Genomic DNA, 20298 nt, shown 5'->3' with positions numbered 1-20298 from the left:
ATGGACCTTTCCGACCTGATCGACCGCAACGCCGCGTTCACGCCGGACAAGGACGCGATCCGGTTTCCCGGACAGACGCTGACCTACGCCGAGTTGGCCAAGCGCATCCATTCGACGGCGTTCGCGCTGAAGACCCGGCTCGGTGTCGGGCGCGGCGACCGGGTCGCGATCCTGTCGCTCAACCGGCCGGACTATCTGGTGCTGCTTTATGCCTGCGCGCGCCTGGGCGCGATGCTGGTGCCGATCAACTGGCGGCTGGCCACGCCGGAGCATCTCTACATTCTGGAGCACGCCTCGGTGAAGGCCCTGTTCGTCGAGCGGGCTTTCGAGGGCGTGCTGGAGCCGCTCGCCTCGGCGCTTCCCGAATGCCGGCAGGTGGGGCTCGACTTCACGCCCGATCGCGGCACCGACCTGGCCGGCTTGCTCGACGGCGCCGACGGCGACGGGCGCAATCCCCACATCGACACCACCTGTCCGCTGCTGATCGTCTACACGTCCGGCACCACCGGGCGGCCGAAAGGGGCCGTGCTGCGCCAGGACGCGCTGGTCTGGAACGCGATCCAGTCCACCCACATGCACGACATGACGTCGGCCGACCACGTCTTCACCTCGCTGCCGATGTTCCATGTCGGCGGGCTCAACATTCAGACGACGCCGGCGCTGCAGGCGGGTGCGACGGTCACCCTGCACGACCGCTTCGAGCCCACCGCCGCGTTGAAGGCCATCACCGAGGATCGTCCGACGCTCACCGTGCTCGTGCCGGCGACGATGCTCGCCGTGCTGGAGCATCCGGATGCCGCCACGGCCGACTTCTCGTCGCTGAGGGCCGTGACGACCGGCTCGACGATCGTCCCGCAGCCGCTGGTCGAGGCGTTCCATGCGCGCGGCATTCCGGTTCTGCAGGTCTACGGATCCACCGAGACGGCGCCGATCTGCATCTACACCCGTCTCGGCGGGGCGGATTCGATCGCGCGCCGGGGCACGACCGGGCTGCCGGGGCTTGCCTGCGAGGCGAAGGTGGTCGACGCGGCCGGCACCGAGCTTCCGCCGGGCACCGCCGGCGAGATCATCGTCCGCGGCCCGACCACGCTCTACGAATACTGGGGCGACGAGGCGGCGACCTCCGACGTCCTGCGCAACGGCTGGTTCCACACAGGGGACATCGCCACCCGCGACGCCGACGGCTATTTCTACGTCCACGACCGCAAGAAGAACGTGATCATTTCCGGGGGCGAGAACATCTATCCGGCGGAGGTGGAGCGGGTGCTGCACGAGCATCCGGCCATTGTCGAGGCGGCGGTGGTCGGCCGGCCCGATCCCCACTGGCAGGAGGTGCCGGTCGCCTTTCTCGTCGCCCGGCCGGGTCTGGCGCCGAGCGAGGACGAGATCATCGCCCATCTGCGCGCCCACCTGGCCCGCTTCAAGGTTCCGCGCGAAATCCGCTTCGTCGACGATCTTCCCAAGAACGCCATGGGCAAGGTCCAGCACTTTCAGATCAAGGCGGACCTGGCGAGAGAAAGGGAAGCTGCCGACGCCTGAGCGGACCTCTTTGCGCTCCCGGATCTACCGGGGAGCCTGGCCGCGCTGGAGAAACAGGAAGACGAAGCCGATCGCCGGCATCAGGATATCGGTCCAGAAGATGATGCCGGCATTGCCGGGGGCGAAATTGTGGGCGGTCACCATCTGGTAGACGTGGCCTGCGGCCGCGCCCCACAGGAACATCGCCGGCCCGACCACCGCGGCGATCCGCAGTCCGCGGTTTCCGAAGAAGGCGAGCAGACCGACCACCGCGAACCCCAGCGAGGCGAACCCGACCTCGGCCTGGAACGGGCTGTCGGCCCAGCCGATGAAGCTTGCCGCCATCTTCCCGAAGAAGACGTGCATCACGAAGTTGTAGAACAGCGCGAAGAAGATGGAGAAAAGCAAGAAGTAGGCGAACAGCTTCTCCACAACCAGAGAGTACGTTACCTTCGGCGCCCGCGCGATCGCGATCGCGGACGCCACGAGCCCCAGAACGAGGGCGGTGAGCGTGAAGTTCGACAGAACAAACCCGATCGCGCTTTCCAAGGTGCTGGCCTCCCCTTCGCAATGCTCACTTGATAGCGCAAAGAAGAGCGGCGCGGGAGTTCCGGATTGGTGTCGGGATCGTGAATCTGGTCCTGCAGGGAGGGCCGGTCCGGGTAAAGGCCGATGCCCCCGGATGGTCACGCCTGTTTCGCGCGGATATACAGGAGCCGGCCCTTCGCGGGCACGTTTGGCGCGATGTGGTGGTGCAACCGGCCCCGATCAGAGGAACGGGCAACGCGCCGGTCGATTTCAGCGAGGAAGAGGGCGCTCGTGCTCAGGCATCTATTGCAGCAGAACAAGGACTGGGCGGCGCGCCAGGTCGAACGCGACGCCGGCTACTTCGATCGGCTGGTTCACCAGCAGTCGCCGAAATATCTCTGGATCGGCTGCGCCGACAGCCGGGTTCCGGCCAATGTCATCACCGATCTGCCGCCGGGCGAGGTGTTCGTCCACCGCAACATCGCCAACCTCGTCCACCACGCCGACATCAACTGCCAGTCGGTGATGCAGTTCGCGGTGGAGGTGCTGAAGGTGCAGCACATCATCGTCTGCGGTCACTATGGCTGCGGCGGCATCCGCGCCGCGATGGAGCGCTCGCCGGGCGGTCTGGTCGATCACTGGCTCCAGCCGATTCGGGACATCGCCCGGCTTCATCGCGACGAACTCGACGCCATCGCAAGCGTATCGGACCGCTACGATCGGCTGTGCGAACTTTCGGTGGAAGCCCAGGCGCGCCGGGTGCTGGAGGATCCGATCGTGCGCGACGCCCTGGACCGGGGACAGGACATCCACGTTCACGGCTGGGCCTACCGGCTCACCAACGGCCACATCAACTGCATTGCCGACGACCTGCGGCGGCTTGAGGTGTAAGGCCCGGGATCGGCGCGGAGATCGATCACCGCGTCAGTGCGAACCGGGTCTCACGCGATGCGCCGGGAGGCCTCGCTGACCTTGTGGGTCGAGGTCTGCAGGCGTTCGGTCGCCGTTGCGATCAGCGTCAGGTTCTGCGTGATCGTCCCGACCGCGTCGGCCGCCGAATGCATGTTCGCCGACGTATCCCGGGAGACGGCCGACTGCTGATCGACCGCCGAGGAGATGCTGAGGGAGATGGCATTGATGCTGTGGATCAGGTCGCCGATCTCCTTGAGGGCGTCGACGGTTTCGGCGGTGGCCCCCTGGACCGCGCCGATCTGCGAGGTGATCTCCTCGGTCGCCTTGGCGGTCTGCCCGGCCAGATGCTTCACTTCCGATGCCACGACGGAGAAGCCCTTACCGGCTTCGCCCGCCCGCGCCGCTTCGATGGTTGCATTCAGGGCGAGCAGGTTGGTCTGGGATGCGATGCTGTTGATCAGGTCGACGATGTCTCCGATCCGTTGGGTCACTTCCGACAGGCCCCCGACGATCGCGTTGGTCTGATCGCCTTTTCTTACAGCGGCTTCGGTCACGCGAAGTGCCTCGGAAACCTGACTGCTGATGTCTCGGATGGACGCCTCAAGTTCCTCAGCTCCGGACGCGACCGCCTGGACGTTGCTCGATGTCTGGGTCGATGCGCTGGCTGCCGAGGCTGCCTGGTGGCTCGTCTGGGTAATGTCACCGAGGATTTCGGCGAGGTCGGCGGCGATCAGCTTCACGACCGCTTCGCGCTCCATGCGGCGCTTCACCCGGTCGGTCAGGGTCGCGAACTTGACCACGCCGACGGGGTGGCCGTTCTCGTTCAGGATCGGATTGTAGGTCGCCTGGATCCAGATCTCGCGGTTGTTCTTGCCGATCCGTCGGTATTCCGCCGCCTGAAATTCGCCTTGCCGCAGCGCGGCCCAGAACCGCCTGTAGTCGTCGCTCTTCCGTTCGTCCTCGGCAACGAACATGGAATGGTGCCTGCCCACGATCTCATCGAGCGCATAACCGGTGGCCTTAAGAAAATTCGCGTTGGCGGAGACGATCGTGCCGTCGACCGTGAACTGGATCACCGCCTGGGACCGATTGAGTGCAGACAGCCATGCCGCATCGGCGTCCGCCTGGAGCTTCTTCTCGGTGATATCGACGGCGAACTTCACGACACCGACGACGACGTTGTTCCGGAGGATGGGATTGTAGGTCGCCTCGATCCAGACGTGGTCGCCGGTCTTCTTGACGCGCCGGAATTCGGAGCGCTTGAACGTCCCCCGGCCCAGTTCTTCCCAGAACTGCCGATATTCGTCGGTCTCGCGCTCACTCGGAACGACGAATATCGAGTGATGCTTGCCGACAATTTCGCCGAGCGTGTACCCCATGCAGTCCAGGAAGTTCTTGTTGGCGGACCTGATTGTCCCGTCGGGCCCAAATTCGATGACGGCGAGTGAGCGGTCGAGCGCGCTCGTGACGAGATCGGAATGGGTGGTCTTTGTCATGCCGAACATGGGGGGATCCAAGGCGGGAGGAGCCGATGGCCGGGTCGCTTCTTCCCGTTGAAGCGATCTGCCTGACAGATGCGGTCAACTCAGGCGCGGCGGTCGCGATCGATGCAGCCTGAAGGGTTCGAGAACCGCCGGTAATGATTGGTATTCATCGATCCACTGGTCGCATTAAGCGGGCAGCAACTTGCGCGAAGGTTGCGCCTTGATATGCGCGCGCAGGTCGTACCTTGCGGTGGTGGCTGGTTGAGACCGTCCGTCTGGTGCCGTACGCCGTGAACGACGGCCACCAGGCTGCGGGCTTCGCGGGGCCGAAGGCGGGACGGGAAAAGGGCAGCGGACGAAGAACGCCGGCGCGCCCTCCCCAGCATCGTGGGGTAGCGCTACCAAAAAGGCCCAAGGACAGAATGTCCTGCGCCGTTTGATCTATGTAAGTTATTGATATGAACGCGGAAAAATGGTGGGCGTGACAGGGATTGAACCTGTGACCTTTCCGGTGTGAACGGAACGCTCTCCCGCTGAGCTACACGCCCTCGTGGCCTATGGCCTGCCGACCGTCGCGGCCGGCGCCGCCATGCCCGTGAAACGGCCAAGGCGATTCCGCGCGGGCCGCTTCGGAAGCGACGATCGCGCGAGCGTGTCCAATAAGCGTTCTTGCCGGACGAGGCAAGTGGCCGGGCGCCTATTTCAACGCCTCTCTGACGGATTGTCGGCACCGAAATTTCCGACCGGGGCGTGCAACGCGTTTTGCGCTTGGCCCACAGATTGCTACACTCGTTCCAACTAGGGGCGGTCTCATTGCCGCCGCGCGTCCGTGGGTACGGACGGGCGCGGCGATACGGGGTCGCCGGGAGCGGATGAACGATGGATGGCATGGACGACGACGCCGATTCGGCCGGATGGGCCGATGCGGCGTCAGCGGAACCTGCCGTGACACGGCATGGCGCCGAGGACAGCTCGGCGTGCGTGCAGGGACGCGGCCTGGCCGCGATGGCTGAACCGAAGCGACCCGCCCGACGGGACCACCCGTCAGGCGGAGGGGTGAACTGTGCCTCCCGGAGCCGGTCCGGCGCAGGGCGGCGGCTGGGGCGGACGCCTCCGCCGGACGGTCGCTACGCGGCGCTCGATCTCGGGACCAACAATTGCCGCCTTCTGATCGCCGAGCCGCGGGGCAGGGGGTATCGGGTGATCGATGCCTTCTCCCGGATCGTGCGTCTGGGGGAGGGGGTGTCGACCAACGGCACCCTGGGCGAAGCCGCCATGGGCCGGGCGATGGAAGCCCTGCAGGTCTGTGCCCGCAAGCTCGGCCAGGCCGGTGTTCTCAAGTCGCGGCTGATCGCCACCGAGGCCTGCCGGATGGCGGAGAACGGCCCGGCCTTCGTCAGCCGCGTCGAAGAGGAAGTCGGGCTGTCGCTCGAGATCGTCAGCCGCGAGACCGAAGCGCGCCTCGCCGTGGCCGGCTGCTCCAACCTGATCGACCGCGGTGCCGAGGGCGTGGTCCTGTTCGACATCGGAGGCGGATCCTCCGAGATCGTCTGGCTCGACCTGTCCGGCCGTCACCGTCTCAACGGCGTGGCCGTGACCCGCTGCATCCGCGCCTGGACATCGCTGCCGGTGGGGGTGGTCTCGCTTGCCGAGCGCCATGGCGGCGTCGAGGTCGACGCGGCCAAGTTCGAGGAGATGGTGGAGGACGTCGGCTGCCTGCTTGCGCGTCTCGATCATGCCGGCGCGCTCGACCGGGTCGTCAGCCGGGGCCGGGTTCATCTGCTGGGCACGTCCGGAACGGTCACGACGCTGGCCGGCGTGCATCTCGGGCTTGAGCGCTACGACCGCCGCCGTGTAGACGGGACCTGGCTCGACGAACGCGACGTCGACCAGATGATCGAACGAATTCTGGCAATGCCGTTCGCCGAACGGGTCGCCAACCCCTGCATCGGCGCCGACCGGGCCGATCTCGTGCTTGCGGGGTGCGCGATTCTGGAGGCGATCCGGCGGCGCTGGCCCTGCCGACGCCTGCGCGTGGCCGACAGGGGCCTGCGCGAGGGAATCCTGATGGAACTGATGGCCCAGGACCGAACCGCCGCCGCAAGGGCGAACGGACAGCCTTCATGACCAAACGACCGGGCGGCTCCGGCAGCCGCGGGCTGAAGGAACGCGTGCGCACGGCGCGCGGGCGGCGCGCCTCGTCGGTGCGCTGGCTGGAGCGTCAGCTCAACGATCCCTATGTGCGCCGCGCCCAGGCCGAGGGCTACCGCTCCCGCGCCGCCTACAAGCTGATCGAGATCGACGACCGCTACGGCTTCCTGAAGCCGGGCATGCGGGTGGTCGATCTGGGAGCCGCACCCGGCGGCTGGTGCCAGGTGGCCGTCGACCGGGTGAAATCCGGGAACGAGGATCCCCGTGTGGTGGCGATCGACTATCTGAAGATGGACCACATGCCGGGCATCATCCTGTTCGAGAAGGACTTTCTCGACGACGACGCGCCGGACCTCCTGGTCGAGGCGCTGGGTGGCAGGAAGGCCGACTGCGTGCTCTCCGACATGGCCGCACCGACGACCGGGCACAAGCAGACCGATCACCTGCGCATCATCCATCTCTGCGAGGTGGCGGCCGAGTTCGCCGGCCAGGTGCTCGCGCCGGGCGGCACCTTTCTCGCCAAGGTGTTCCAGGGGGGCACCGAATCGGAGCTGCTGGCCGAGCTCAACCGGAATTTCGAGAAGGTGCGCCACGTGAAGCCGAAGGCGAGCCGCTCGGAATCGGCCGAGCAGTACGTGCTGGCCACCGGGTTCCGGGGCGCGGAGCCGACGGAGGACCCGGACAGGGCTCGGGATTGATACTGACGTCGGGCGTTTTTGCTCAGCTGCAGCTCGGCTCACTGCAGCAATTCGCGCGAATGGGCGAATTCGTTGACCGGATCCGATGAGGGATCATATTCTTGTCGTTACCCTGGCTTCGAGAGCGACATCATGACAGGCCAAGACCTTAAGAAATTCAAGGCTGCTTTGAAATCGTTCGGCAAGGCCAACACGCAGACGGCCGACCAGGCGCGCAAAGTCCTTCGCGATGAAGGCGTCATCGACTCGCAAGGCAGGCTGAAAAAGCCGTACCGGCGGTCGTCGCCGACGACGCTTCCGAAAGCGTCCTGATTGCATCGGCTCTCGACGGCTTTCGTCCTCGGCTATCACGGTTGTGACGAAGACGTCGCAGAAAACCTCCTCTCCGGGCACGAGTTTCAAGCCAGCCAGAACGCTTATGATTGGCTGGGATCTGGTGTGTATTTCTGGGAGGCCAATCCGCTCCGAGGCCTTGAATTCGTTCAGGACCTGCAACAGCGTCCGAAGAGTAAGATCAAAAAGCCCTCTGTTGTGGGGGCTGTGATCGAACTCGGGCATTGTCTTGATCTTCTGTCGTCGACCGGAGTGAATGCGGTCGAATATGCGCACGAGAGTTTCCTGGACGTCTGTAGGGTCGCAGATGTCGAGGTTCCCCAGAACCGCCTCGGAGATGATCTGCTCCTGCGCGATCTGGACTGCGCCGTGATCAACCATCTGCACAATGTGCGTGATGAAGCGGGGATGCCTCCATTTCAGACCGTCCGCGGCGTCTTCGTCGAGGGAGATCGGATTTACGAGAATTCAGGCTTCCGAGCGAAGACCCATATCCAGATCTGCGTGCGCGACCATACCTGTATCAAAGGGGTATTCAGGGTTCCGGACGACCAACTGAAAACCTGATTTTCCGAAGTTACCGTGGCGCGGCGGATGTCGACTGGATACCCCCGTGCCCCGACATCTCCGACCCTGCGTCCGGTGAGAGCCGCGCGAACACCGCGACCGAGCACACCGCGATTGCCGCCACCACCAGGAACGCGACCAGGAAATCGCCGGCGAGCACGTCGGTACCCGGCCGGGCGGCCCGCTGCGCTTCCAGCACGAAGGCGGAGACGGTGACGCCAGTCGACAGGGCGACCTGCTGGGCGACGCTTGCGAAGCTGGTCGCGCGGCTCATCCGGTGCTGGTCGATGTCGGCATAGGCGATGGCGTTGATCGAGGTGAACTGGAGCGAGCGGAAGAACCCGCCGACCAGCAGCACGCCGATGATGACCGTCGTCGCCGGGCCGAGCGAGAACAGGCCCATGCAGGCCAGGATCGCGGCGCTGATCAGGCCGTTGACCACGAGCACCTGCCGGAAGCCGAACCGGCGCACGATCGGCTTGGCGGTCGCCTTCATCAACAGGGCGCCGATCGCGGTCACGAACACCAGCGAGCCGGCATGAAACGGATTCATGCCGAGCCCGAGCTGCAGCGTCAGCGGCAGCAGGAACGGGATCGAGCCCACGCCGACGCGGAAGAAGAAGCCGCCGAGCACGCTGGCGCGGAAGGTGGGGGTCGACAGGAGACCCAGATCGATCAGCGGGTGTTCGGTGCGCCGCGCGTGGCGGACGTAGAGAGCGATGGAAACCGCGCCGCCGATAACCAGCGCCAGGGAGAGCGGCAGCGGCATCATCCGCTGACCCATCACCGAAAGACCGAAGATCAGCCCCGACAGCCCGACGCCGGACAGGACGAAGCCCACCTTGTCGAGCGGGATCACCTCCGGCGCGCGCACATTGTCGATCAGGAACGTCACCAGCAGGATGCCGACGAAGCCGACCGGCACGTTGATCCAGAAAATCCAGCGCCAGTCGAAATAGGTGGTGATGAAGCCGCCCAGCGGCGGGCCGATCAGCGGGCCGATCAGGGCCGGCACGGTCAGCCACGCCATGGCCGACAGGAGTTCCGGCTTCGGCGTCGTCCGCAGTACCACCAGACGGCCGACCGGGGTCATCATCGCTCCGCCCATGCCCTGGACGATGCGGGCGAGAACGAACTCCGGCAGGGAGGAGGAGAGGCTGCACCCGACCGAGCCCACGAGGAACACGCCGATGGCGAGCCGGAACACGGTCTTGGCGCCGAATCGGTCCGCCGCCCAGCCGGAGACCGGAATGAACACCGCCAGACTCAGAAGGTAGGAGGTCAGCGCCAGCTTGAGCCGAATCGGATCCGTCCCGATGTCGGCCGCGACCGCCGGGAGCGACGTGGCGATCACCGTGGAATCGATGTTCTCCATGAACAGGGCCGACGCGACGATCAGCGCGGTGACGTTGGGGCGAGGCACGGCGGAGGGGAGCCTTTCCGGCATATTTCAGGACATGGGACCCGGCCCGGAGCCGGGACGGCATGACACGGGACATAGCCCGGACGCCGCAGCGGGACAGCAACTGGCAGCCATGCGTATACGGCATTTTGCGCGTTGCAGTTCGTCGTGGTAATGACCTGCGCCACCGCATAGAAGCGTGGGATGAACGCGCGGGCAGGGCTTTGGTTGGAAACCGGCGCTGCCTGCTGGGCTCCTTTTTTCCGATCGTCGAGGTGGCGGATGGCGCAAATCATTGAAACCCACAGTGGGCGGGACGCCCTGACCTTCGACGACGTGCTCCTGATGCCGGGGCACTCGGAAGTGATGCCGTCGGAGACCAACCTCGCCACCAAGGTCACCCGGCAGCTGAGCCTGACCCTGCCGATCCTGTCGGCGGCCATGGACACCGTCACCGAGGCCCGGCTCGCCATCGCCATGGCCCAGGCCGGCGGCATCGGCGTGATCCACCGCAACATGACGCCGGAAGAGCAGGCCGAGCAGGTCCGGCAGGTGAAGAAGTTCGAATCCGGCATGGTGGTGAACCCGGTGGTCATCGGGCCGGACGCCACGCTGAAGGACGCGCTCGCTCTGATGGAGCACTTCCGCATCTCCGGCATTCCGGTGGTGGAGAGCGGCGGGCGCGGCGGCCAGATGGTCGGCAAGCTGGTCGGCATTCTGACCAACCGCGACGTCCGTTTTGCCTCGGATGTCGACACGCCGATCCGCAGCCTGATGACCCATGAGAACCTGATCACGGTGAAGGATGGGGTCAGCCAGGCCGAGGCCAAGCGGCTGCTGCATCAGCACCGGATCGAGAAGCTTCTCGTCGTCGACGACAACCGCAACTGCGTCGGCCTGATCACCGTGAAGGACATCGAGAAGGCCCAGCTTCACCCGAGCGCCTCCAAGGACGAGCAGGGCCGGCTCCGGGCCGCCGCCGCCACGTCCGTCGAAGACGCCGGAATGGAGCGGACGACGCGGCTGATCGAGGCCGGCGTCGACATGATCGTGGTCGACACGGCCCACGGCCACTCCGAGCGCGTGCTGGATACGGTGCGCCGCGTGAAGAAGCTCTCCAATCAGGTCCAGGTTCTGGCCGGCAACGTGGCCACGCCGGAGGCCACCCGGGCGCTGATCGACGCCGGCGCGGACGCCGTCAAGGTCGGCATCGGCCCGGGCTCCATCTGCACCACGCGCGTGGTGGCGGGCGTCGGCATGCCGCAGCTCACCGCGGTCATGGGTGCCCACGAAGTCGCGGAAGCGGCCGGGGTGCCGGTCGTGGCCGATGGTGGCATCAAGTATTCAGGCGATCTGGCCAAGGCGCTGGCGGCCGGCGCGTCGTGCGCCATGGTCGGCTCGCTTCTGGCAGGCACCGACGAGAGCCCGGGCGAGGTCTATCTGCACCAGGGCCGCAGCTACAAGGCCTATCGGGGCATGGGCTCGGTGGGCGCGATGGCGCGCGGCTCCGCCGACCGCTACTTCCAGGCCGAAGTGCGCGACTCGCTGAAACTGGTGCCGGAAGGCATCGAGGGTCAGGTTCCCTACAAGGGGCCGATCGAGTCGGTCCTGCACCAGCTCGCCGGCGGGCTGCGTTCGGCAATGGGGTATGTGGGTGCGCGGACCATCGAGGAGCTGCAGCAGCGGGCGCGGTTCGTCCGCATCACCAATGCGGGGCTTCGCGAAAGCCATGTCCACGACGTGGCCGTCGTGCGCCAGAGCCCGAACTATCCGACCGATGCCTGATCGGTCGGGGTCCGCAGGCCGGACGGGGCGATAATCCATGCGGATCGGTGGGCGCATTCAGGCGGCGATCGAGGTTCTTGAGACCGTCGAGACCCAACATCGACCGATTGCCGAGGTCCTGAAGGACTGGGGCAATGCGCACCGGTTCGCCGGGTCCGGCGACCGGGCGGCGATTGGCAACCTGGTCTTCGACGCAGTGCGCTGGCGCTCGTCCTCGGCCTGGTTGATGGATCAGGAGACGGCCCGCGCGATCGTGCTGGGGACGCTCGCCTATCGCTGGGGCTGGAACCTGGAAACCCTCGCCGACTTCATGGCCGGCGACGAGCATGGGCCGGAGCCGCCGACCGCGGTCGAGCGGACGCTGCTCAGCAACGCCTCGCTCGACAAGGCGCCGGCCCACATCCGGGCCGACGTGCCGGAATGGATCGAGCCGCAGCTGCGCGCCACCTTCAAGGAGCACTGGGTGGATGAGGCCGCCGCGCTGGCGGCGCGGGCGCCGATCGACGTGCGTGCCAATTCCCTGAAAGCCGGCCGCGACAAGGTCCTGAAAGCGCTCGACCAGTTCGGAGCGAAGGCGACGCCGTGGTCGCCGCTCGGCGTGCGGATCGGCGCAGGCTCCGATTTCGACCGCTCGGCCAACGTCACCAACGAACCCGGCTACCAGAAGGGCTGGTTCGAGGTTCAGGACGAGGCGAGCCAGCTCGCCGTCCTGCTGGCGGGTGCGGAGCCGGGCGAACAGGTGCTCGATCTCTGCGCCGGGGCCGGCGGCAAGACGCTGGCGCTCGCCGCCGAGATGAACAATCGCGGCCAGGTTCACGCCTACGATCGGGACAAGACGCGGCTGAAGTCGATCTTCGACCGGCTGCGCCGGGCCGGGACCCGTAACGTTCAGGTTCATTCCGCCGACTCCGACCTCAAGGGGCTCCTGGGCAAGATGGACCGGGTGTTCGTCGACGCGCCGTGTACCGGGTCCGGCGTCTGGCGCCGGCGTCCGGACACCAAGTGGCGCCTCACGCCGGCCGCGCTGGAAGCCCGGATGATGGAGCAGTCGCAGGTGCTCGACGAGGGGGCACGCCATGTCCGGCCCGGCGGCCGCCTGATCTACGTGACCTGCTCGGTCTTCGCGGACGAAAACAGCGGGCGCATCGACTCCTTCCTGCGCCGCCATCCCTCGTTCGCGCCGCTCCCGGTCGAGCGCATCAAGGGCGAGGCGCTCAATGCCGTGCCGGCCCGCACCGTCCCCAATGGCCTGCTGCTCTCGCCCGCCACCACGAAGACCGACGGGTTCTTCGTCTGCGTGATGGAGCGCGCCGGGTGACCCATCCACTCCCTCCGTCCCTTCGCCTGCGGATGCTGCACCGATGACCGAACGCCCCGCCGACCGCCACGACTTCGTCCTCATCATCGATTTCGGCAGCCAGGTGACCCAGCTGATCGCGCGCCGGGTGCGCGAGGCGGGGGTCTACTGCGAGATCGTTCCGTTCCAGTCCGCCGAAGAGGCTTTCCACCGCACCCGACCCTCCGCCGTCATTCTCTCAGGCGGACCGGCGTCCACCGCGGAGCTGGGCAGCCCCCGGGCGCCCCAGGCGGTGTTCGATGCGGGTATTCCGGTGCTCGGCATCTGCTACGGCCAGATGACGCTCTGCGTGCAGATGGGCGGCGAGGCCGAGCCTTCGGACCACCGCGAGTTCGGCCGGGCCATGGTCGAGGTCGTTGCCGACTGCCCCCTGTTCGAGGGTGTGTGGGCGACGGGCGAGCATCATCAGGTCTGGATGAGCCATGGCGACCGGGTGGTGCGCTTGCCGGAGGGCTTTGCGGTCTACGCCAAGTCGGACGGGGCGCCGTACGCGGTGTTCGGCAATCCGGAGCGCAAGGTCTACGGGCTGATGTTCCACCCGGAGGTGGTGCACACGCCGGATGGCGCGAAGCTGATCGAGAATTTTGTGCGCAAGATCGCCGGCTGCACCGGCGACTGGACCATGGCCGCCTTCCGGGAAGAGGCCAAGGAGAAGATCCGCGAGCAGGTCGGCTCCTCGAAGGTGATCTGCGGTCTCTCCGGGGGCGTGGATTCCTCGGTCGCGGCGGTGCTGCTGCACGAGGCGATCGGCGACCAGCTCACCTGCATCTTCGTCGACCACGGCCTCCTGCGGAAGCATGAGGCCGAGGAGGTCGTCTCCATGTTCCGCAACCACTACAACATCCCGCTGGTGCACGTGGACGTGTCGGATCTGTTCATCTCCGCGCTGGAGGGCGTGGCGGATCCGGAAGCCAAGCGCAAGACCATCGGCAAGCTCTTCATCGACGTGTTCGAGGCGGAGGCGAAGAAGATCGGCGGGGCCGATTTCCTGGCCCAGGGCACGCTCTATCCGGACGTCATCGAAAGCGTGTCGTTCGCCGGCGGCCCGTCGGTCACCATCAAGTCCCACCACAATGTCGGCGGCCTGCCGGACCGCATGAACATGAAGCTGGTGGAGCCGCTGCGGGAACTCTTCAAGGACGAGGTGAGGGCGCTCGGCCGGACGCTGGGTCTGCCGGAGAGCTTCGTCGGACGCCATCCGTTCCCGGGACCGGGACTGGCCATCCGCTGCCCCGGCGGGGTCACCCGCGAGAAGCTGGAAATCCTGCGCAACGCCGATGCGATCTATCTCGACGAGATCCGCAAGGCGGGCCTTTACGATGCCATCTGGCAGGCCTTCGCCGTGCTGCTGCCGGTGCAGACCGTGGGCGTCATGGGCGACGGGCGCACCTACGACTTCGTCTGTGCGCTCAGGGCGGTGACCTCGGTCGACGGCATGACGGCCGACTTCTACCCGTTCGACATGGCCTTCCTCGGCCGCGCTGCGACCCGGATCATCAACGAGGTGAAGGGCATCAACCGCGTCGTCTACGACGTGACCTCGAAGCCGCCCGGCACCATCGAGTGGGAATGATCCGACGGGGATCGGCGCAGTCGGAAGCCGTCAGGTCGTCTCTGTGACGCAGGGCGGTACGGGTCCGTCCGCCCTGCGCTTTCTCGTATCCAGACGTTCCAGTCTCAGCGCGCTGCGGCCAGGCGGTTGCCGGCCGTGGCCGTCGTCTGCGGCCGGAACAGGCAGCGGCTGGTATCCGGCTGGAACTTGTCGGTCAGCCCGATCACGCTTTCCGCACCGCCGAGCACGAGGAAGCCGTCCGACGGCATGAGCTTCACGATCCGGTTCAGCACGTCGATCTTCTGGTCGTTGTCGAAATAGATCAGCACGTTTCGGCAGAAGACGATGTCGAACTGACCCATGCCCACGAACGGGTCCAGCAGGTTGAGCTTGCGGTAGCTGACCGCCTGCCGGATCTTGTCGGAGACCTGCCAGTCGTCGCCCACCTTGGAGAAGTAACGGACCAGATAGTGGACCGACAGGCCGCGCTGGACCTCGAACTGGGAATAGATGCCCCGCTTCGCCTTCTCGATGATCTCGGTGGAGATATCGGTTCCGATGATCTCGAAACGGCGGCCGGCGCTGAGCGCAGGATTCTCCGCCAGAAGCATGGCCAGCGAATAGGGCTCCTGTCCCGACGAGGCCGCCGCGCACCAGATCCGGATCGGCTGGTGGCTCGGACGGTTCGCGAGCAGGGTCGGCAGCATGCGGTTGGTGAAGGCCTCGAACGGGTGCTTGTCCCGGAAGAACAGGGACTCGTTCGTGGTCATCGCGTCCACGACCTTGTCGGCCGCTTTTTCGCTACCGGGCCGGCGCAGGAACTGGGCGAGTTCGCCGACCGATTTCAGACCGAATTCGCGGGCGATCGGGTTCAGCCTGCTTTCCAGAAGGTACTGCTTGTCGGGCGACAGGGCGAGCCCGGACTTCGTCTTCAGGAAGCGCTGCAGATACTCGTAGTCGGCCTGGGGGATCATACACGTGCTCCGGAGAGTAGGCGGGCGACCTTCGGGCCGACGTCGTCGAGGGAAAGGACTTCGCAGGCCGCGCCGGCCGCGACGGTGGCGCCGGGCATGCCCCAGACCACGCTGCTGGCTTCGTCCTGGGCGATGATGCTGCCGCCGTTGTCGGCGATGGAAATGGCGCCCTTGGCGCCATCGGCGCCCATGCCTGTCAGGACCACTCCGAGCAGGCCTGCGCCGTAGACGCTTGCGGCGGAAAAGAAGAGCGAATCCACCGAAGGACGGCAGAAATTGACGGGCGGATCGTCGGTGAGCCTGATCACCGGCCGGCCGCCGGACTTGGCGACGATCATGTGCCGGCCGCCAGGCGCCACGTAGATGTGGCCGGCCTCGATCGGCTCGTTGTCCTTGCCTTCCGTCGCCGGACGACCGGCCGCCCGGGCCATGTGCTCGGCGAGGATCGCGGTGAACGTGGGCGGCATGTGCTGGGTGATCAGCACCGGAACGTGATCGATCGACTTGCCGATCGCCGTGAGCACCCGGCCGAGGGCCTGGGGCCCGCCGGTGGAGCTGCCGATGACCAGAGCCGGCACCGGGCCGCGGGCGTAGGTCCGCAGGCGTGGCGGAGCGCCGACCGGGCGCGGGGCGGCAGCAGCCGGTGCGGCGGCGGCCGGCGCGGCCGCTGCGGCGGGGGCGTGCGCCGGGGCCGCCGTCGGATCGCCGGGCCGGATCCGCACACCGCGGGCGCGGGCGCCGAGCTGCTTCACCTTGTTCAGGAGATCGCGGCGGAAATCATCCGCCGAGCGCATCCCGGCAGTGCCTTCCGGCTTGGCGATATAGTCGGCCGCGCCGAGGGTAAGCGCCCGAAGGCTCACCTCCGCGCCGCGCCGCGTCAGCGTCGAGGCCACCAGCACGATGGTGCCGGGCTTGCGCTCGAGGATCAGGGGGAGGGCCGTCATCCCATCCATCTCGGGCATTTCGAGATCGAGGATGACGACGTCGGGCTGCGCCCGCGCTACGTCGTCCGCCGCCCGGCGGCCGTTGATATGGGTGGCAACGACCGTCAGTTCCGGAACTTCGGTGATCCAGGATTTGAGAACCGACCGGATGACGGTCGAATCGTCGACGATCATCACCCGGATCGGGTTGGACCCAAGGTCCTTTGCAGGAGCAGTGGAAAGGGCGGGGGCGGGCATCCGTAGGATCCTCTTGATTGGGCAACCCGAACGAACGTCAGTTCGGGTCGATCAGCCCAACTTCGCTGAGTTTTTCTTTTATTATTTCGGAATCGAACGGCTTCATGATGTATTCGTTCGCTCCGATCTCGATCGCCGTGCTGATGCGATCGAGATCGCTTTCCGTCGTGCAGAAGATCACCTTGGGCTCGTCGCCATCGGGACGGGCTCTGAGGGCACGCAGGAAAGAGGGGCCATCCGCCTTCGGCATATTCCAGTCCAGCAGGATGGCGTCCGGCATGGCCGCGCTGCACTGTTCCAGCGCGACCTCGCCGTTTTCAGCCTCGGTGACTTCGAATGCGAGCTCCTCGAGGATGGCGCGCGCAGCACGGCGCACCACACGGGAGTCGTCGACCACCAGACACGTTTTTGACATCGTCATTCTCGCGGTTTGAGGCCCGATCAGGCAGCCTCGGCGGTGGCGATGCCGCCGAGCACTCGTTTCACGTCGAGCAGCAGAAGCAGCTCGCCGGGAAGCCGGTGGACGCCCTTCACGACGTCCGCCCAGCGCTTGTCGAGATTGGTCGGAGTGGGCTCGGCCGCCGAGGTGTCCAGTGCGAACACCTCACCGACCTCGTCCACGATCAGCCCGAAGGTCTCGTTGCGGTCTTCCAGGCCGATGGCCATCCGCGTGTCGACGTCGGTGCTCTCGAACCCCAGCATCTGCCGCACGTCGATCATGGTGACGATGCGGCCGCGCAGGTTGAGGACGCCCTCGATCTCCGGGGGAGACAGGGGCACGCGGGTGATGCCTTCGGGGGCGAACACCTCGTGGACCGCCTCGATCGGGAGCCCGAAGAGCTTGCCCGCGACACGGGCGGTGACGAATTGACGCTCGGACGTCAGGACGTCGTGGGTGGTCTTGATGCTGCTCATGCGGCCACTTCCTGGATGTGCTGGCCAACATCGTCCAGGGCGGCGAGCAGGCCGGCCTGATCGAACTTGGCGACGAAGTCGGTAAAGCCGGCAACCCGTGCGCGCTGAACCTTCTGGGGCGTGCACTTGCCGCCGGAGACGGCGATGATCGGGAGCTGGGCGAAGCTCGGCTCGGCGCGCAGCGTCTCCGCGAACTCGAACCCATCGATCTTCGGCAGATCGAGGTCGGAGAGGACGATGTCGACGTGTCCGCCGTTCTGGAGATAGTCCAGCGCCCGCGTCGCATCCGCGAAGGATTTGACCTCGTATCCGGCTTCAGTCAGCACCGGCTCGATGAGGTTGCGGTAGAACGGACTGTCGTCGACGAGGACCAGGGTCCCCTTGCTGCTCAGACCGTCGTCCGACCCGTGCTCGTACCAGTCCTTGTAGGCGGAGGTCAGGAAGTGACCGATGTCGAGGACGGCGGTCGCCTGTCCGTGCACGATCGCCGCACCGCGGGCCCCGGGGGTGTCGCAGGGGAGCTGAACGTCGAGACGGTCCTCCACGATGTCCACGATCTCGTCCACCACGAGGCCGACCGAACGGCCTTCCTCGGTGAAGATGAGAACCGGAACCGAACCCTCGGCTTTGGCGCGCGAGGCTTCGTGCACGTAGACCAGCGGGATCAGCGTGCCGCGGTACTGAACCATGGACTGTCCGTTGGCGTGCTCGATGCGGTCGACCGCGATCTCTTCCAGTCGGGTGATGAGCGAAAGCGGCACGGCCTTCGGTTCCGGCGTTCCGGCGCGGACCAGCAGGATCGACATCGTCTCGTGATGCTCTTCCGCGCTGACTTCCGCCTCTTCCTTGCTCTCCGCCTGGCCGACGTCGATGGTCGTCTCGGCGAACTGAGCGACACCGTTGGGATCGATGATCATGATCACACGGCCGTCGCCAAGGATGGTGCTGCCGGAGAACATGCCGATGTGACGCAGCCGCGAGGTCATCGGCTTCACGACGATTTCTTCCGTGTGGAAGACGGCGTCGACGACCAGACCGAATTTCTGGTTGCCCACCTGGATGACCGCGATGAAGGAGTCCTCCAGGTTGGTCTCGTCGGCTTCGGCCACTTCCAGCAGCTCCGAGAGCGGGAAGATCGGCAGCAGACGGTCACGCAGACGCAGGACGTTGGCGCCCTTCAGCCGCTCGATCGTGTGCTCGGAGTTGGCCTGGATCCGGACCAGCTCGACCACCGACAGCTGCGGGATCGCGAACCGCTCGCCGCCGGAGGCGACGATGAGGGCGGGGACGATCGCCAGCGTCAGCGGGATCTTCACATAGAAGGTCGAGCCTTCGCCCGTCTTCGAGCGCACTTCGACGCTGCCGCCGATGAGCTCGATATTGGAGCGGACCACGTCCATGCCGACACCGCGACCGGAGACGCTCGTCACCGCCGCCGCGGTCGAGAAGCCGGCCGCGAAGATGAAGCGGAAGATCTGGGCCTCCGTCATCTTGGCGACGTCGGCTTCGGTGGTCAGCCCGTTCTCGATCGCCTTCGCCTTGATCTTCTCGACGTTCAGGCCTTTGCCGTCGTCGGCGATCTCGATGACGATGTGGCCGCCTTCATGATAGGCGGACAGGCGGATCGTGCCTTTCTCCGGCTTTCCGGCAGCCCGGCGCTCGAGCGGGGTCTCCAGGCCGTGATCGGCGGAGTTGCGCACCATGTGGGTGAGCGGATCCTTGATCAGATCCAGCACCTGCCGGTCGAGTTCCGTATCCGCACCGGTCATCTCGAGCTCAACCTGCTTGTTGAGCTCGCGGGCCAGGTCGCGGACGATGCGCGGCAGCTTCTGCCAGGCATTGCCGATCGGCTGCATGCGGGTGCGCATCACCGCTTCCTGCAGCTCGCCGGTCACGGTGGAGAGGCGCTGCAGCGACACCTTGTAGTCGGCGTCTTCGGAGCGGCGGGCGATCTCCATCAGCTGGTTGCGGGTCAGCACCAGCTCGGAAACCGTGGTCATCAGGTTCTCGAGGGTCTCGACGCTGACGCGGATCGACTGCGAGGAGACGTTCGAGGTCTGCTGCTGCTGATGCTCCTCGCCGGAGGCCGGCTTGGAGGCGGATGTCGGCTTGGACGCGGCTGCCGGCTTCGCAGCCGTGGCCTCTGGTTCCGCCGCCTTGGCCGGAGCCGGAGCGGGCTCTTCGACCAGGCGCGGCTCCGCAGCCTCGGCTTCGGCCTCGGCGGCCGGCTTGGCCATCGGCTTCGGCGGCTCGACCTCGGTCTCGCGGAACAGGCGCTCGAGTTCGTCCAGATCGTCGTCGGCCGGGCTGGCCTCTTCGGTCGCGGCTTCCTCGACAACCTCTTCGACGACCACGGCGTCCGCCTCAACGACGACCTCGCCCTCGAGCGAGCCGCCGGCGGCCAGGGTCTCGAGCTGGCTGATGAGATCCTCGTCGGACCCCTCCGGCTCCTTGCCCTCGCTGGCCTCGATCGCGGCCAGGATCTCCTTGACCCGGTCGATCGTGGACAGAACCAGGGTCACGGCTTCCGGCGTGACAGCCATGCCTTCGCGGAAGCGGTCCATCAGCGTTTCGGCTGCATGGGTCAGCGTAGCGAGGCGGGGAAGCCCGATGAATCCGCACGTGCCTTTGATGGTGTGCACGAGCCGGAAGATGTTGTTCAGAATATCGGCGTTGTTCGGATCCTGTTCGAACTTGACGAGTTCGGTGTCGGCGACATCGAGGTTCTCGTTCGTCTCGGTCAGGAACTCGCTCAGCAGGTCATCCATGGCACGTATCCAGCGAGTTGATGTGGTTGCTCTTGGTCCGTCGGCGGCGGTGAGGGCCGCCGACGGCTACGATGGGTTCGATCAGGCCGCGCGGACGCGGGAGACGAAGGCGTCGACCTGGGCGCGCAGCGAGGTGGCCTGGTCGGAGAGGTCGGAGGCGGCCCGAACGATCT

Annotated in this window: 17 protein-coding genes and 1 tRNA gene; 9 read left to right on the top strand and 9 right to left on the bottom strand. The window is 66.3% G+C overall.

The window, feature by feature from the left end; genetic code table 11:
• Entirely contained in the window at window positions 1–1539 is a 1539-nt protein-coding gene (locus J2S73_RS20675) for a class I adenylate-forming enzyme family protein (protein ID WP_306887596.1), read from the top strand.
• Between the two features lie 24 nt (window positions 1540–1563).
• Here the strand turns inward: J2S73_RS20675 and J2S73_RS20670 are convergent, their stop codons facing one another.
• A complete protein-coding gene (locus tag J2S73_RS20670) occupies window positions 1564–2067 on the bottom strand; it encodes a DUF6790 family protein (RefSeq protein ID WP_306887595.1) in 504 nt (167 codons plus the stop codon).
• 270 nt (window positions 2068–2337) lie between these two features.
• Here J2S73_RS20670 and J2S73_RS20665 point away from each other — a divergent pair, with 270 nt between their 5' ends.
• On the top strand, window positions 2338–2937 hold the full coding sequence (locus J2S73_RS20665) for a carbonic anhydrase (RefSeq protein ID WP_306887594.1): 600 nt from the start codon (window positions 2338–2340) through the stop codon (window positions 2935–2937).
• Between the two features lie 50 nt (window positions 2938–2987).
• Here the strand turns inward: J2S73_RS20665 and J2S73_RS20660 are convergent, their stop codons facing one another.
• Window positions 2988–4463 (bottom strand): methyl-accepting chemotaxis protein, encoded by a 1476-nt coding sequence (locus tag J2S73_RS20660; protein ID WP_306887593.1) that lies wholly within the window; start codon window positions 4461–4463, stop codon window positions 2988–2990.
• A 452-nt stretch (window positions 4464–4915) separates the two neighbouring features.
• Window positions 4916–4990: transfer RNA gene (locus J2S73_RS20655), tRNA-Val, on the bottom strand.
• Between the two features lie 331 nt (window positions 4991–5321).
• Here J2S73_RS20655 and J2S73_RS20650 point away from each other — a divergent pair.
• The 4 genes from J2S73_RS20650 to J2S73_RS20635 all read left to right on the top strand — a co-directional run bounded on the left by J2S73_RS20650 (window position 5322) and on the right by J2S73_RS20635 (window position 8191).
• Window positions 5322–6569 carry a Ppx/GppA phosphatase family protein gene (locus tag J2S73_RS20650; protein WP_306887592.1) on the top strand — a complete coding sequence of 416 codons (1248 nt, stop codon included), beginning with the start codon at window positions 5322–5324 and terminating at the stop codon, window positions 6567–6569.
• Complete coding sequence (locus J2S73_RS20645; RefSeq protein WP_306887591.1) at window positions 6566–7291, top strand: RlmE family RNA methyltransferase; 726 nt, start codon at window positions 6566–6568, stop codon at window positions 7289–7291. Before J2S73_RS20650 ends, J2S73_RS20645 begins: the two co-directional genes overlap by 4 nt.
• 132 nt (window positions 7292–7423) lie before the next feature.
• Window positions 7424–7603 carry a hypothetical protein gene (locus J2S73_RS20640; RefSeq protein WP_306887590.1) on the top strand — a complete coding sequence of 60 codons (180 nt, stop codon included), beginning with the start codon at window positions 7424–7426 and terminating at the stop codon, window positions 7601–7603.
• The gene (locus J2S73_RS20635) at window positions 7604–8191 is read left to right on the top strand and encodes a hypothetical protein (protein ID WP_306887589.1); all 588 of its coding nucleotides are present in this window, start codon (window positions 7604–7606) and stop codon (window positions 8189–8191) included.
• A 10-nt stretch (window positions 8192–8201) separates the two neighbouring features.
• On the opposite strand, the gene J2S73_RS20630 is transcribed toward J2S73_RS20635, so the two are convergent.
• Window positions 8202–9614 (bottom strand): MFS transporter, encoded by a 1413-nt coding sequence (locus tag J2S73_RS20630; RefSeq protein WP_306887588.1) that lies wholly within the window; start codon window positions 9612–9614, stop codon window positions 8202–8204.
• A 261-nt stretch (window positions 9615–9875) separates the two neighbouring features.
• On the opposite strand from J2S73_RS20630, the gene guaB reads away from it, so the two are divergent.
• Genes guaB through guaA form a run of 3 tightly spaced genes read left to right on the top strand, consistent with a single transcriptional unit; the run spans window position 9876 to window position 14308 of the window.
• Window positions 9876–11378: an IMP dehydrogenase gene (guaB, locus tag J2S73_RS20625; RefSeq protein ID WP_306887587.1), complete on the top strand. Its 1503-nt coding sequence runs from the start codon at window positions 9876–9878 to the stop codon at window positions 11376–11378.
• A 37-nt stretch (window positions 11379–11415) separates the two neighbouring features.
• Window positions 11416–12696, top strand: a complete 1281-nt coding sequence (locus J2S73_RS20620; RefSeq protein WP_306887586.1) for an RsmB/NOP family class I SAM-dependent RNA methyltransferase — start codon at window positions 11416–11418, stop codon at window positions 12694–12696.
• 43 nt (window positions 12697–12739) lie between these two features.
• Complete coding sequence (gene guaA, locus J2S73_RS20615) at window positions 12740–14308, top strand: glutamine-hydrolyzing GMP synthase (RefSeq protein ID WP_306887585.1); 1569 nt, start codon at window positions 12740–12742, stop codon at window positions 14306–14308.
• Between the two features lie 104 nt (window positions 14309–14412).
• Here the strand turns inward: guaA and J2S73_RS20610 are convergent, their stop codons facing one another.
• From J2S73_RS20610 to J2S73_RS20590, 5 genes are read right to left on the bottom strand one after another with little or no spacing between them, the layout of a single operon-like run.
• A complete protein-coding gene (locus J2S73_RS20610; RefSeq protein WP_370874482.1) occupies window positions 14413–15258 on the bottom strand; it encodes a CheR family methyltransferase in 846 nt (281 codons plus the stop codon).
• Entirely contained in the window at window positions 15258–16442 is a 1185-nt protein-coding gene (locus tag J2S73_RS20605) for a protein-glutamate methylesterase/protein-glutamine glutaminase (RefSeq protein ID WP_306887583.1), read from the bottom strand. Before J2S73_RS20605 ends, J2S73_RS20610 begins: the two co-directional genes overlap by 1 nt.
• Window positions 16443–16479: 37 nt before the next feature.
• Window positions 16480–16857, bottom strand: coding sequence for a response regulator (locus tag J2S73_RS20600; RefSeq protein ID WP_306887582.1), 378 nt, complete (start codon window positions 16855–16857; stop codon window positions 16480–16482).
• Window positions 16858–16883: 26 nt separating this feature from the next.
• Window positions 16884–17357, bottom strand: a complete 474-nt coding sequence (locus J2S73_RS20595; protein ID WP_306887581.1) for a chemotaxis protein CheW — start codon at window positions 17355–17357, stop codon at window positions 16884–16886.
• Complete coding sequence (locus tag J2S73_RS20590) at window positions 17354–20125, bottom strand: hybrid sensor histidine kinase/response regulator (RefSeq protein ID WP_306887580.1); 2772 nt, start codon at window positions 20123–20125, stop codon at window positions 17354–17356. The genes J2S73_RS20595 and J2S73_RS20590 overlap by 4 nt, the downstream gene beginning before the upstream one ends.
• Window positions 20126–20298 lie beyond the last annotated feature (173 nt).

Origin of the sequence: Amorphus orientalis (assembly GCF_030814015.1) — a bacterium.
GTDB lineage: Bacteria > Pseudomonadota > Alphaproteobacteria > Rhizobiales > Amorphaceae > Amorphus > Amorphus orientalis.
This window is presented reverse-complemented; position numbering and strand designations above follow the sequence as displayed.